At 54.7% G+C, this 14,079-nt stretch carries 14 protein-coding genes; 5 read left to right on the plus strand and 9 right to left on the minus strand.

From position 1 onward, the window contains the following. Positions 1-33 precede the first annotated feature (33 nt). Genes V8L71_RS01060 through V8L71_RS01075 form a run of 4 tightly spaced genes read right to left on the minus strand, consistent with a single transcriptional unit; the run spans position 34 to position 3,090 of the window. Positions 34-615: a Maf family protein gene (locus V8L71_RS01060; RefSeq protein ID WP_101146246.1), complete on the minus strand. Its 582-nt coding sequence runs from the start codon at positions 613-615 to the stop codon at positions 34-36. Continuing rightward, positions 612-1,100 carry a rod shape-determining protein MreD gene (gene mreD / locus V8L71_RS01065; RefSeq protein WP_008958640.1) on the minus strand — a complete coding sequence of 163 codons (489 nt, stop codon included), beginning with the start codon at positions 1,098-1,100 and terminating at the stop codon, positions 612-614. The genes V8L71_RS01060 and mreD overlap by 4 nt, the downstream gene beginning before the upstream one ends. After that, positions 1,100-2,029 (minus strand): rod shape-determining protein MreC, encoded by a 930-nt coding sequence (mreC, locus tag V8L71_RS01070; RefSeq protein ID WP_101146247.1) that lies wholly within the window; start codon positions 2,027-2,029, stop codon positions 1,100-1,102. The genes mreD and mreC overlap by 1 nt, the downstream gene beginning before the upstream one ends. Before the next feature lie 23 nt (positions 2,030-2,052). Further along, positions 2,053-3,090 (minus strand): rod shape-determining protein, encoded by a 1,038-nt coding sequence (locus tag V8L71_RS01075; RefSeq protein ID WP_008958638.1) that lies wholly within the window; start codon positions 3,088-3,090, stop codon positions 2,053-2,055. Between the two features lie 228 nt (positions 3,091-3,318). On the opposite strand from V8L71_RS01075, the gene gatC reads away from it, so the two are divergent. The 3 genes from gatC (at position 3,319) to gatB (ending at position 6,592) form a co-directional block, all read left to right on the plus strand. After that, entirely contained in the window at positions 3,319-3,606 is a 288-nt protein-coding gene (gene gatC / locus V8L71_RS01080; RefSeq protein ID WP_008958637.1) for an Asp-tRNA(Asn)/Glu-tRNA(Gln) amidotransferase subunit GatC, read from the plus strand. A 71-nt stretch (positions 3,607-3,677) separates the two neighbouring features. Beyond that, positions 3,678-5,138 carry an Asp-tRNA(Asn)/Glu-tRNA(Gln) amidotransferase subunit GatA gene (gene gatA / locus V8L71_RS01085; RefSeq protein ID WP_101146248.1) on the plus strand — a complete coding sequence of 487 codons (1,461 nt, stop codon included), beginning with the start codon at positions 3,678-3,680 and terminating at the stop codon, positions 5,136-5,138. After that, complete coding sequence (gatB, locus tag V8L71_RS01090; RefSeq protein WP_101146249.1) at positions 5,138-6,592, plus strand: Asp-tRNA(Asn)/Glu-tRNA(Gln) amidotransferase subunit GatB; 1,455 nt, start codon at positions 5,138-5,140, stop codon at positions 6,590-6,592. The genes gatA and gatB overlap by 1 nt, the downstream gene beginning before the upstream one ends. 170 nt (positions 6,593-6,762) lie before the next feature. Here gatB and sixA read toward each other — a convergent pair whose 3' ends face one another. From sixA to V8L71_RS01110, 4 genes are all read right to left on the minus strand, one after another. Beyond that, entirely contained in the window at positions 6,763-7,242 is a 480-nt protein-coding gene (sixA, locus tag V8L71_RS01095; RefSeq protein WP_101146250.1) for a phosphohistidine phosphatase SixA, read from the minus strand. Further along, a complete protein-coding gene (locus V8L71_RS01100; RefSeq protein WP_101146251.1) occupies positions 7,235-8,338 on the minus strand; it encodes an NAD(P)H-dependent glycerol-3-phosphate dehydrogenase in 1,104 nt (367 codons plus the stop codon). The genes sixA and V8L71_RS01100 overlap by 8 nt, the downstream gene beginning before the upstream one ends. A 166-nt stretch (positions 8,339-8,504) precedes the next feature. Beyond that, the gene (gene htpG, locus V8L71_RS01105) at positions 8,505-10,439 is read right to left on the minus strand and encodes a molecular chaperone HtpG (RefSeq protein WP_101146252.1); all 1,935 of its coding nucleotides are present in this window, start codon (positions 10,437-10,439) and stop codon (positions 8,505-8,507) included. Between the two features lie 133 nt (positions 10,440-10,572). Then, positions 10,573-10,905 carry a YkvA family protein gene (locus V8L71_RS01110; RefSeq protein ID WP_101146253.1) on the minus strand — a complete coding sequence of 111 codons (333 nt, stop codon included), beginning with the start codon at positions 10,903-10,905 and terminating at the stop codon, positions 10,573-10,575. A 137-nt stretch (positions 10,906-11,042) separates the two neighbouring features. Here V8L71_RS01110 and V8L71_RS01115 point away from each other — a divergent pair, with 137 nt between their 5' ends. Next, entirely contained in the window at positions 11,043-12,992 is a 1,950-nt protein-coding gene (locus tag V8L71_RS01115) for a transglycosylase SLT domain-containing protein (protein WP_101146254.1), read from the plus strand. 30 nt (positions 12,993-13,022) lie between these two features. On the opposite strand, the gene V8L71_RS01120 is transcribed toward V8L71_RS01115, so the two are convergent. Then, the gene (locus tag V8L71_RS01120; RefSeq protein ID WP_101146255.1) at positions 13,023-13,679 is read right to left on the minus strand and encodes a LysE family translocator; all 657 of its coding nucleotides are present in this window, start codon (positions 13,677-13,679) and stop codon (positions 13,023-13,025) included. Positions 13,680-13,814: 135 nt separating this feature from the next. On the opposite strand from V8L71_RS01120, the gene V8L71_RS01125 reads away from it, so the two are divergent. Next, positions 13,815-14,018: a cold-shock protein gene (locus V8L71_RS01125; protein ID WP_007114660.1), complete on the plus strand. Its 204-nt coding sequence runs from the start codon at positions 13,815-13,817 to the stop codon at positions 14,016-14,018. Positions 14,019-14,079 lie beyond the last annotated feature (61 nt).

Genomic DNA, 14,079 nt, shown 5'->3' on the forward strand with positions numbered 1-14,079 from the left:
AGCGATCTAGGCGGCGCTCTCATCCAAGGGGAGTTAAACGCGCTGCCAGATGGGGACTCCCTGTCGACGTAGCAAGTGTGCCGTCTCAAACAGTGGTAGCCCTACCACCGCCGAATGACTGCCATGAATCTGTTTTACAAAGATCGCTGCTAATCCCTGTATGGCGTACCCACCTGCCTTATCAGCGGGCTCGCCGGTACGCCAGTAGGCAGCAATCTCATGTGCTTCTATTTCTCGCATGGTCACCTGGGTGATCACGCAGCAGGAGAGCATACCTTCAGGCCCACTCACCGCCACGGCGGTCAGCACTTCATGCTGCCTCCCGGAAAGCAGCCGCAGCATATCAGCCCCCTGCTCGGCATCCACCGGTTTACCTAGAATTCGCCCATCAACGACGACAGCGGTATCTGAACCTAACGTAGGTAAGTCAGTTAGGGGGGCTGCCGCCTTGGCTTTGGCAATCGCTAAGCGCTGTACATACGCTTGGGCCGACTCACCAACCAGTGGTGTCTCATCAATATCACAGGGGTTAACCGTGACCGACACACCAATAGATTCCAGCAAGGCCCGACGGCGTGGTGAGGCAGACGCTAAGCATAAAACAGGTGCGGTCATGAAGCGGCCAACCGGCGCTCGAATGCTTGGAACATGGTAGACAACCACGGCCATAAAAATGCACTGATCAGCGAGGGAATTAAAAAGGCCAGGTGAATTGAAAAATCACCCACGATGGTGCGCAGCCACTGCGCGACGAGCTGCACTAAGCCGAGCAACACCAACACGAGAGCCGACTGTTGTACCAGTGAATAAGCCCGGAAGCGTGGGTACACCAATGCACAAAGGAACGCTAAGAGCGAATAGATGAGAGCATGCTGCCCAAGCGCGGTGCCTTCGATTAAATCCATCAAAATGCCTAGTACAAAGCCATGAAAAACGCCGACTCTGTCGGGAGCTCGCATACACCAGTAAATTAGCATAAGCCCCAGCCATTCAGGCCGATATACCTGCCAGCCATCGGCCAGCGGCATGACTTGCAAACATAACGCCAATAGCAGGCTTAGCCAAATAGCTAAAATAGGCACAACCGGTGCACGCGCCATCAGGGCACCTCTTGATCGGGATTAGCAAGCCGTAGCGAGGAGCGTAACGCCTCTGCCGAGATATCCAGCGTTTCATCCCACGCATGCTCTTCCACTTCCACACGCGGAGGCGGGAAAAGCAGCAAAAAGTGGCGCGAGCGTTGTAACTGCGCCATGGGCTCGGCCGTTACACGCGCAAAGGGCTTACCAGGGTCGTGGAAAACCTCTGTTACGCGTGCGACGGGATACCCCGGCGGGAAACGCCCCGCTAACCCTGAAGTGGTTAGCAAGTCACCCTCACGAATATCCGCTGTATCGGGGACATGCATCACATTAACACTGCTGTAACGCCCGGCCCCCTGAACAATAAAGCGTAACCCATTACGGTTTAGCTGGACCGGCAAGGCATGACTGGCATCCGCTAATAGCAAAACGCGACTGGAATAGGCAGAGACAGCAGTAATTTGGCCCACCAAGCCAGAGGCGTCGATAACCGGCTGCCCCACGTAGGCGCCGTTACGGTGCCCACGATTGACTACCATTTGATGACTAAAAGGGTCATTATCCAGCGATAAAAGCTCCGCCGTGATATAGGGAATCTCACGACGTTCAGCGGCCCTTAGCAATTCGCGCAGCTCGCTGTTTTCCGCTGTTAAATTCGCCATTCGCTGACCACGATGGGAAAGGGTAAGAATCTGCTCACGCAGGCGACGGTTTTCATCCACCAGGGCCTGTTGATCAGAAAGTGCCAGCGACCCCCAATTCAACAGGTCACTAGGCACGCTAACCACCCATTGGATAGGGGCAACAACTGTCGACAGTTGCGCACGCACTTGTTCCATACGCGTGAAACGCTGGTCGACAAACATCAAAGCACTGGCAGCCAATACGCAAAAAAACAGCCGATAGCCCGGCAGTGGCCCGTGCGAAAACAGCGGCTTAATAGGCAATCCCCCGCAATTAACCGCTGCGATTAGTCGCTCGACAGCAACTCAAAGGTGTGCTGATCAATCATTTCCAGCGCTTTACCACCGCCACGAGCAACACAGGTCAACGGATCTTCAGCCACAATCACCGGCAAACCTGTCTCTTCAGCAATGAGCTTATCCAAATCGCGCAACAAAGCACCGCCACCCGTTAACACCAAGCCACGCTCGGCGATATCGGACGCCAATTCAGGGGGAGATTGTTCAAGCGCGCTTTTGATCGCTGCTACAATGGAACCCAGCGTTTCCTGCAATGCTTCCAGGATTTCGTGGGAATTGAGCGTAAAGCTGCGCGGGATACCTTCAGCCAGATTACGGCCACGCACATCAATTTCACGTAGCTCGCCACCTGGGTAGGCGCAGCCGATCTCTTCTTTGATGCGCTCAGCCGTCGCTTCACCAATCAAGCTGCCGTAGTGACGACGCACGTAAGCAGTGATCGCTTCATCAAAGCGGTCGCCGCCCACCCGGATAGACTCGGAATAGACCACGCCATTGAGAGAAATAATCGCGATTTCAGTGGTACCACCACCGATATCGACCACCATCGACCCTTGCGCTTCATCAACCGGAAGACCCGCACCAATAGCCGCTGCCATGGGCTCTTCAATCAAGAACACCTCGCGAGCACCAGCACCTTCCGCTGACTCGCGAATCGCCCGACGCTCGACTTGCGTTGACATGCAAGGAACGCACACCAGCACTCGTGGGCTGGGGGTTAGGAAAGTGCTTTGGTGAACTTTACGGATAAAGTGCTGAAGCATCTGCTCGGTGACGGTGAAGTCGGCAATGACACCATCTTTCATCGGCCGAATTGCCGTAATGTTGCCAGGCGTACGCCCCAGCATTCGCTTGGCATCAGTACCGACTGCCGCGACGCTACGCATATTGCCTGACTGGCGGATAGCAACCACGGACGGCTCATCAAGCACGATGCCGCGACCGCGTACATAAATCAGTGTGTTGGCTGTACCCAGATCAATCGATAGATCGCTGGAAAACAGCCCCCTTAAACGTTTAAACATGGATGTTGTTACCTAGTGCAGACCGGGAACCCTGTGCGGATGCAAACGGTATCACCGCAACCCCCTGGCAGCAAGCACGAGTCGTGCCTAATACTGCCCGTTAAGGCCAATATGTGGTACCTTTTGCGGCTATTTTCCACGTCTGCTACACAAGACGTTTTTTTGATATCGGTATGTATACCGCTTAAAGCGGATATTGTTCAATTACGTTTACGAGGAATATCGATCATGGCGCTTGAAGAATCTCATGTGCGCCGGGCCGCTCACTTGGCCCGACTCGCCGTCAGCGATGACCAAGCCAGCGGCTTTGTAGAAGACCTAAGCCGGATTCTGGACATGGTCGATCAGCTACAAAGCCTTGATACTGAAGGTGTTAAGCCGCTCGCTCATCCGTTAGATGCGACTCAGCGACTGCGCGCCGATGAAGTCACCGAATCTAACCAGCGTGATACCTTTCAGCGCTGTGCTCCGGCAGTGGAAAACGGCTTGTATCTGGTGCCTCGCGTCGTTGAATAACCGCGTCGTCGAGCTAACCCGAGCCAACCACACCGCCTCTTTTTTTCGCCCCTGAACGGAGCTTCCGGGTCATGTATGAGAAAACATTAACGCAACTCGCTGCTGCCTTAAAAAGCGGCGAGTTCTCAAGCCGAGAGCTGACCGCTCACTATTTGCAGCGCATTGAAAAAGCTGACGGCAAACTGAACAGTTTTATCAGCGTGACCGCTGAGCAAGCGCTGAAGCAAGCCGAAGTTGCTGATAACGCGCGGGCGGCGGGCACCGCTGGCACGCTGGCGGGCATCCCCCTGGCGCTTAAAGATATTTTTTGTACTCGCGATGTAAAAACCAGCTGCGGCTCAAAAATGCTGGATAGCTTTATCGCCCCCTACAATGCCACCGTCGTTGAAAAGCTGAACGCAGCGGGCACGATTAGTCTGGGCAAAACCAATATGGATGAGTTCGCCATGGGCTCTTCCAACGAAAACAGCTACTACGGTCCGGTTAAAAACCCTTGGGATTTGAACGCAGTACCGGGCGGCAGCTCCGGCGGCAGTGCCGCAGCGGTCGCGGCTGGCTTGGTGCCTGCCGCCATGGGCACCGATACCGGCGGCTCCATCCGCCAACCGGCGGCGTTTTGCGGCATCACTGGTTTGAAGCCCACTTATGGCCGTGTATCTCGCTTTGGCATTATTGCCTACGCTTCAAGTCTTGATCAGGCAGGCCCCATGGCACGTAGCGCCGAAGATTGCGCACACCTGTTGGGCGTTATTGCCGGTCACGATGGACGCGACTCCACCAGCGTCACCCGCGGCGTGCCGGACTATGTGGAAAGCCTTAATGCTCCGCTCTCAGGCTTAAAGATTGGCCTGCCTAAAGAGTATTTTGGCGATGGCTTAGATCCCGATGTTGAAAAGGCCGTACGCGAAGCAGTGAAAGTGTACGAATCTCTGGGCGCGACCGTGCGCGAAGTCAGCCTACCGCACACCCACTATGCGATTCCGGCTTACTATGTTATCGCCCCCGCCGAAGCCTCTTCGAACCTGTCACGCTACGACGGTGTGCGCTTTGGTTATCGCTGCGACAATCCCAGCGATTTGATTGATCTGTATACCCGCTCACGGGCTGAGGGCTTCGGTGAAGAGGTCAAGCGGCGCATCCTGATCGGCACTCATACGCTGTCGGAAGGTTTCTTTGACGCCTACTACACCAAGGCTCAAAAAGTACGTCGCCTGATCCGCCAGGACTTCCTAGACGCCTTTGAAGATGTGGATGTGCTGATGGGACCGGCCTCCCCCACGCCTGCTTTCGACCTAGGCGCTAAAAAAGATCCCGTATCAATGTACTTACAGGACATCTACACCATCGCGGTTAACCTGGCGGGCATCCCCGGCATCAGCGTACCGGCTGGCTTTTCCAATGGTCGGCCGGTGGGCCTGCAAATTCTCGGCACCCACTTCGCCGAAGCGCAGTTGCTAAATGTCGCTCACCAGTTTCAACAAGCGACCGATTGGCACCTACAACGTCCTGCCTTTGCCGAGGAGTACGCCTAATGCAATGGGAAACCGTGATTGGGCTTGAAGTCCACGTTCAGCTCGCAACGCGTTCAAAAATTTTCTCCGGTGCCTCAACGGCGTTTGGCGCTGAGCCCAACACCCAAGCGTGCGCGGTCGATTTAGGCCTGCCCGGCACATTGCCGGTGCTTAATGAACAGGCGGTGGCGATGGCCGTTCAGTTCGGCTTGGCGGTGCATGCGGATATCGCTGAAGTGTCGGTGTTTGACCGTAAGAATTACTTTTACCCCGACCTGCCCAAGGGCTATCAGACTAGTCAGATGTATCACCCCATCGTGGGGCCTGGCGACATTGAGATTACCCTGGAAGATGGCAGCACCAAGTGTATCCGCATTCACCATGCTCACCTTGAAGAGGATGCTGGCAAGTCGCTGCATGAAGATTTTCATGGTATGACCGGGATTGACCTGAACCGGGCTGGCACACCGCTGCTGGAAATCGTTTCAGAGCCCGATATGCGTAGCGCGAAAGAGGCCGCGGCGTATCTCAAGGCGATTCACTCGATCGTCACCTACCTGGGCATTTCTGACGGCAACATGGCGGAAGGCTCCATGCGCTGCGACGTTAACGTTTCAGTGCGTCCCACGGGTCAGGAGGCCTTTGGTACGCGCGCAGAGATTAAAAACGTTAACTCTTTCCGCTTCGTCGAACGTGCGATTGCATTTGAAGTTGAGCGTCAAATTGAGTTGATCGAAGATGGCGGCAGCGTGGTTCAAGAAACGCGCCTATTCGACCCGGATCGCGATGAAACCCGCAGCATGCGTACCAAGGAAGAAGCCAACGACTATCGCTACTTCCCCTGCCCCGACCTGCTGCCAGTAGTTCTTGATCAAGCCTACTTGGATCACTTACGCAGCCAGTTGCCTGAACTGCCTGCCGATAAGCGCGAACGGTTCCAAAACGAGCTGGGGCTATCTGCCTATGACGCCAATGTCATTTCAGCCAGCCGCGATATGGCCGAGTTCTTTGAGGCCGTGCATAACGAGTGCGGCGACGCTAAGCAGTCGGCTAACTGGGTACAGGGTGAGCTTTCCGGCGCCCTTAATCGCGAAAACCTAAGCATTGCCAACAGCCCGATTTCGGCGCGCCAGCTAGGCCAGCTGATCAGTCGCGTGCTGGACAACACCATCAACGGTAAAGCGGCAAAAGAGGTTTTTCAGGCGCTGTGGAATGGCCAGGGCGAATCCGCCGACGATATTATTGATGCCAAAGGGCTCAAACAAGTAACGGATACCGGCGCGATTGAAGCGATGATTGATCAAGTGATCGCCGACAGTCCCGCCCAGGTTGCCCAGTATCGTGATTCGGAGCCGGAAAAACGCGGCAAGATGATCGGCTACTTTGTCGGTCAGGTAATGAAAGCATCGCGTGGCACCGCCAACCCGCAGCAGGTGAATGGCTTGCTAAAAGAGAAGCTCGACGCGCTGTTGTAACGGCAGTTTTGGACAATCCGAACAACTCTTGGCGGGGGCGCTGTAAACCCCTCCCTGGGCGCTACTTTCGCCATCCTTGGCGAAAGACCCCCGCTACGAGTTGATTCGGAACTGAAATTTTCGAACAACTAGCGGCTGCCCCGGCAGCCGCTTTTTGGTCTTTATGGCCATCAAAGCTGGCTGGGCTGGGTAAAACGCTTCAGCTGCGCGCAGCCTGCCGCCCAGACCTCGGCTTCAAACTCAGCGATGGCGGCGGTAGGAAAACCAATGCCTTGGGCTGGACTCCCCTCGACCAACAGCCCCGCCAAATCGCCCACCAGCGGCATATGACTCACCAGCATAATCGGCGTGCCCTCAGGCTGTTCAAGCAGCCAGTCGCTCACAGCGCTGGGTGAGTCCTCTGGGGTGATAAAATCTAGCGTCTCAAGGGGAGTACCCAGCGCGTCGCACAGCGCTTGCGCGGTTTGCTGCGCTCGTGCGTAGGGGCTGGCATAAAGCGTTGGCATTGGCAATTCACCAGCAGCCACACGCTCGGCCAGCCAGCGCGCCATTTTTTCGACCTCACGCTCACCGCGCGATGTTAAGCGGCGCGCGTGATCGGGATACCCTGGCCCAGCCTCGCCATGGCGCATGATCAACATATCAGGCATTCGAGCCTCCGTTTTTTTGAGAGGGAGGAGCCTGGTCATGATGGGCTTGGTCGCGATGAGCCTGCTGAACAGCCTCACGGGGCAGAATAAACTCTACATCACTACTCTGCTCGCCCATCATCAGGGTGCGCGCCATCTCTTGAGCAGGCACGCCGTCAAACAGTACGTGATGAAGCCCTTCCGCCAACGGCATATAAACACCCATCTCGCTCGCTTTGGCGCATACCAGCTTCACTGTATTAACGCCTTCCGCCACTTGGCCAAGTGCATCAACGGCTTCTTCAAGCGTCCGCCCCTCTCCCATGGCATAGCCAACCCGGTAGTTACGCGATAAATTAGACGAGCAGGTAACGATCAAGTCTCCTACGCCTGCCAAGCCTAAAAAAGTCATCGGGTTAGCGCCCTGGGCAACCGCAAAGCGGCTCATTTCAGCCAGCGCGCGGGTCATCAACATACTGCGGGTGTTTTCACCCATACCCAGCGCCGCCGCCATGCCCGCCGCAATGGCGTAAATATTTTTTAGTGCGCCACCTAACTCAACACCGTGGCGATCATCGCTGGCGTAAACGCGGAAATAACGGCAGCCCAGCGCTTGCTGAACCCGCGTGCGGGTTAACGGGTCAGCGCTAGCAATGACCGTAGCGGTTAACTGTTTATCGGCAATTTCAGATGCCAAGTTAGGCCCTGCAATCACACCAATGTGGCTAAAGCCTGTCTCCTGTTCAAGCACCTGGCTCATGAGCAAGAAGCCGTCCTGCTCAATCCCTTTGGTGGTACTTACCAGAATTTGCTCAGGCCTCAGCCACGCTTTTGCTGCTTGCACCACGCTGCGAAAGGCCTTTGAGGGAATCGCAATCAGTACCAGGGAGGCATCAGCTAATACAGCCTGCATATCGGTTGAGGCTTCTACGGCTGGATTCATTGCGTAATGCGGCAGATAGCGCCCGTTACGGTGTTCGTTATTTATTTGCGCGACCAGCGTTTCGTCACGCATCCACTGACGGACGTGGGCGCCATTATCGGCGGCAATACTTGCTAATGCCGTACCGAAACTACCGCCTCCGAGTACGGCGACCTTAATTTGCTGCTCAGCCATGATGGTGTCCTAATAAGTCTCGCAGAACGTACACGCCCACTTTATCAAAACTAGCCTACTAAAACAGACGGCCCGCTTGGGTAACCAAACGGGCCGTTTTGGGCGCTGATAAATATGAGCGTTAGTTACTAACGCCTAAGCCATAGCGCCTTGGTGTAAGAACCTTCTAGGCGGTCAGCACACTGTTAAGGCGTTTCACGTAGGCGGCAGGATCATCCAAATGACCGCCTTCAGCAATGATGGCTTGATCCAGCAGGATGTAGGAAAGCTGCGTGAACAAATCACCTTCAGCCCCTTCCAAGCGGGCCACTAGCGCATGGCTGGGGTTCAGCTCAAGAATAGGCTTCACCTCGGGCAGCGGCTGCCCTGCCGCTTCCATAATGCGGCGCATCTGATAGCCCATCTCATGCTCAGGTAACACTACACAGGCGGGCGAGTCGGTCAGGCGATGCGTGATTTTCACTTCCTGCACGCCGTCGCCTAGCGCTTCTTTGACGCGCTTAACCAGATCCTCTTTCGCTTTAGCGGTCTCTTCCTGGGCTTTCTTCTCTGCTTCATCTTCTACATCACCAAGATCAAGCTCGCCCTTAGCGACATCGGCAAAGGTGTTGCCATCGAACTCAGTCAGATGGCTCATCAACCAATCATCAATACGATCCGACAACAGCAGTACTTCGATGCCTTTTTTACGGAAGATTTCCAGATGCGGGCTATTTTTCGCTGCATTAAAGCTATCCGCCACCACGTAATAAATCTTCTTCTGGCCTTCTTTCATGCGCTCCACATAATCAGCCAGCGCATGTTCCTGGGTAGCGGTATCGGTGTGGGTTGAAGCAAAGCGCAACAAACCAGCGATTTTTTCACGGTTAGACGGATCTTCGCCCGGCCCTTCTTTCAATACGCTACCAAAGGTATTCCAGAAGGTTTGATACTGCTCTTTGTCCTTGGCGAGTTTCTTGAGCATGTCCAAGCCACGCTTGGTAAGCGCCGACTTGATTTTATCGACATTGGGGTCTTGCTGGAGCAATTCACGAGAAACGTTGAGCGACAGCTCGCGGGTATCCAGCACACCTTTGATAAAGCGCAGATAAAGCGGTAGGAACTGTTCAGCATCGTCCATGATAAAGACACGCTGAACGTAGAGTTTCACCCCTCGTGCCCCATCACGGTCGAACATATCAAACGGGGCACGCCCTGGCACATACAGCAGGCTGGTATATTCAAGCTTGCCTTCGACTTTATTGTGACTCCAGGTCAGCGGGTCGGAAAAATCGTGGGCAACGTGCTTGTAGAACGCCTTGTACTCATCGTCGGAAACCTCGCTCTTAGGACGCGACCATAACGCCGTGGCCTCATTAATGGTTTCCCAGGTCGTTACTTCACTACCCTCAATGCTGTTGCCTTCGTCGTCCTTCGCCGTTTCAGTCTTCGGCATACGCACGGGCACTTCGATATGATCCGAATATTTACGTACCAGACTTTGTAGCCGGTAATCATCGGCGAACTCTTTGGCATCCTCTTTCAGGTGCAGGGTAATTTCGGTCCCGTGCTGGGCTCGCTCGATATCAGCAACGGTAAACTCGCCTTCCCCTTTGGAACGCCACTCGACACCTGCGCTGGCATCGGTACCTGCTTTACGGGTACGCACCGCGATTTCATCAGCAACAATAAAGCCAGAGTAGAAACCAACGCCGAACTGACCAATCAACTTGGCGTCTTTCTGCTGCTCACCGGAAAGTTGCTTGAGAAATTCAGCGGTACCTGAACGCGCGATGGTGCCTAAGTTAGCAATCACATCTTCGCGATTCATGCCTACACCGTTATCACGCAGGGTGATAGTGTTGGCTTCGTGGTCGTGCTCGATTTCGATACGCAACTCACTGTCGCCTTCATAGAGCGCATCGTTATCAAGGGCCGCGTAGCGAAGCTTATCGCAGGCGTCGGCGCCATTTGAGATAAGCTCGCGTAAGAAAATCTCCCGGTTAGAGTACAGAGAGTGGATCATCAAATTCAGCAGTTGCTTAACTTCCGTCTGAAAGCCTAGCGTTTCTTCGTGGTTAGCCGACTTATCAGTCGCTTGTTCGTGGGTAGCAGTAGTCATGCGCTTATCCCTTCTGGATCACGTTGGTCAATTGCCCCTGCGCTATTCAGCAGGAGCATAAAAAGGTTTCGTGGATCAAATATGGGGATAAGCAGCGCTTTTTCAAGCAGCTGAGGGTAAGAAACAGCAGAGCTTAAGAAGGCGTTAGGTCGGGGTCACCGTATTTCCAAGCACGATAGCCCTCTAAGCGCTGGTCGATCCGGTTGAGCAACCAGCCGACAATCAGCACATCGTCCACCACACCGATCAGCATGAGAAAATCGGGTATCAGATCAAACGGCAGTACCAAGTAACCCAAGGCTAATGCCATCATGCCAAATGCCGACCAGGGGATGGGGCGAAAATCACCACGGATCACGTCACGTGACATTGGTACAAACAGTTTTAGCGCACGCACAATACGTTTTGCCGCCCAAACGCGGGATTTGAGTCGACGCAGGAACCACCAAGTGGATAATGGGGCCATCGTAATTAAATCCTCCTAGTATCTGGGCAGTCAGATCATGGTTATTTACATTCGTTCAGTATAGCGGTTGCTCGATAATACCTGTGGACTACCTCCACCGAGCTTAAACAGAGTTAAATTGATAGAGAGAGAGCACCATGTTGGCTTCACCATTTCGCCATACCGCTCGCGCACTATGCACAACCCTGCTGGTGGGGCTACCCGCGTTTTCGTGGGCCGCCTCAGACAGTGAGTTACGCGATGCCCTCGCTGCCGCAAGAGAGCAGCAGTGGGAGCAGGTTGATAGCCGCTCAATAGAAAGCCATCCCTTAAAAGGCTATGTGGAATATCACCGGCTGAGGGGGCAACTGCCCCATCTATCGCCTGACAGCGTGCAAGGTTTTATCAACCAGTATGCTGATTCACCACTAGCGGTCTGGATGCGTGGCCAAGCGATTGCTAAGTATGGCCATGCAGGACGTTACAACGACTTACTAGCGGTCGCTGATGGCGAGCCAGCAGGTACAGCGCGGCAATGCTATTACTACACGGCGCTACTGGCTACTCAGCCCCAGCAGGCCAGCGAAGCAGGCCTTAAACTGTGGCGTACGGGCAGTTCACAGCCTGAGGCTTGCGATCCATTGTTTAACCGCCTGCGCGCTAACGGCACTATTGATGCCGCGGCCATCTGGGAACGCAAAATGTTGGCTTGGCAAGCCGGAGAAACGCGCCTTTCAAATTATCTGGGCGGGCTATTAAATGGCCAGTGGCAAACCGCGCTGGACACCATCGACAGTGTCACCACCAGCAGTCACGCAATCACTCAGGCGCCTTCGTGCCTAGGCCCGGAGTGTGCGGCTACCGCTAGCTTTTATCAGGCGGCCATGCAGCGATTTACACGAGAAGATACCCCCGCAGCGTTTGCTGCTTGGCAAGCGCTATCACCACGCCTAAACCTGCTGCCCAGCGACCGTGCAGCCATTGAGGAAGAGCTGGCTTTTTACGCTTTGGTCCGCGATGTGCCGGGTACACTTAGCTGGGTCGACAGCGTACTACCAACCCTTGAGAGCGAGCGTGTCTTAGAGCTGCGTGTTCGCCATGCATTGGCTAACCGTGACTGGAACGGCGTGCTTCACTGGGTTACCGAAATGCCGGTAGACCAACAGGAAAACAGTCGCTGGCAGTACTGGCTGGGCCGTGCCAACGCCCAGCTTGGCAACCATACAGCCGCCCAGGAACGTTACCAACGCGCGGCGACAGATCGCAGTTTTTACGGCTTTGCAGCCGCCGAAAAACTCGGACAGCCCTATCAGTTAAATATGGAACGCAATCATTTTGACGACGCGTCGCGGCAGCGTATAGCGCAACTACCTGCCGTTCAGCGTACCGAGGCATTGCTTCGTATTGGTGAAGATGGGCTTGCCAATAGCGAGTGGCTGCATGCGGTACAAACTGGCTCTCCACAGCAGGCACGCGCATTAGCCGATTATGCTGCCCAGCAGCAGTGGCATGCTCGCTTGGTGCAAACCACCATTGCAGCCGAGATGTGGGACGCCTTGGATTGGCGTTTTCCCCAGGCCTACCACGATAGCTTTCAGCACTGGGGCCGGCTCACCGGCGTTGATCCCTACCTACTGATGGCCATTACCCGCCGCGAAAGTGCTTATAATCCAAACGCCCTTTCGCCTGCAGGCGCGCGAGGCTTAATGCAACTAATGCCAGGCACTGCTAGCCAAGTCAGCCGCGAGCTGGGCATTAACGATCCAGGCCCCTACGGCGTGCTGGACCCAGAGCTAAATATCCGTTTGGGAAGCACCTACTTGCGTGACAAGCTGCAACGCTACCAGGGCAATCGCTTAGCAGCCGCTGCGGCTTATAACGCTGGCCCTGGTCGAGTTGACCAATGGCTAGGTGATGGCGTGGAGGCGTTTGACCTATTTGTGGAAAGCATCCCCTTCCGCGAAACCCGCGACTACGTACAAGCCGTCCTGAGCTATCGTGTGATTTTTGAAAGCCTTGCTAACGGTGGCAACAGCGAAGGCGTTTCGCTGCTGAGCGATAACGAACAGCAGGTACGCTACGACCGGGCGTTGCTCGCCCGTCGTTAGGCTAGCTACCCACTAGCCTTGGCGCCCGGTCTAAACCGGGCGCTGAGTGAGTGCAAGCCGGATACCAAAGATAACCAACACGGTTCCCGTAGCGGCGTTCAAGGTTTGCGCAAAACGCGCGTTGGCGAGCCACTTACCGGCACTCCCCACCATCATTACCACGCTGATCTGCCAAATATTGGCGATAATGAAATGCACGCCAGCCAGCCAAAGGGATTTCAGCAAAGCAGGATCGCCGGGGGCGATAAACTGAGGCAAAAACGCCATGTAGAAGACCACCGTTTTGGGGTTCAACACATTGGACAAAAAGCCCTCTTTGACTGGCTGCCAGCGAGAAACAGCAGGCGTATCTTTTAGTACGCCATTAACGGGCAGCGGCTGCCCTCGCCTCGCTGCCAATAAACTGGTGATCCCCAGCCAAATCAAGTATCCCGCCCCTACCAGCTTCAACATATGAAATGCCCAGGCCGATTGCAGCAGAATAAGCGAGATGCCTAACGCAGAGATAGTGGCATGGATAAACAGCCCACAGCAGATAGCTACACTGGTAGTCACACCATCGCGAATGCCTCCACGAGCCGTGTTACGGATGACTAGCAGCGTGTCGACGCCAGGGCTAATCGTAAGCAGCGTGATAGCCACCAGGAAGGAAATAAACTGCGCATCAACAAAACCCAACTGCATCATTTGTGCTTGCTCGCAAAGAAATAAAAAATCTTAGGTATGTGGCTGGACGACAGCCGCGTTTGCATCTAGAGTAATTGTAGCGGGTGGACAATTGAGTTGCCCGTTTGAATATTAAGCATGTTAAGGAAATAGAAAATGGCAACTGGCACAGTTAAGTGGTTCAACGATACTAAAGGCTTCGGCTTCATCTCTCCTGATGACGGCGGAGACGATCTGTTCGCCCACTTCTCCGAAATTCAAGCTGAAGGCTTCAAGACCCTGCAAGACGGTCAAAAAGTCAGCTTTGAAGTGACTCAGGGTAAAAAAGGCCTTCAGGCTTCCAACATCCGCCCAGCTTAATTGCTACCGGATGGACAAAGGCCCGCTAACGCGGGCCTTTTTTATGGCTGATTTTTAAGGC

This window comes from Vreelandella indica (assembly GCF_037070225.1).
GTDB lineage: Bacteria > Pseudomonadota > Gammaproteobacteria > Pseudomonadales > Halomonadaceae > Vreelandella > Vreelandella arctica.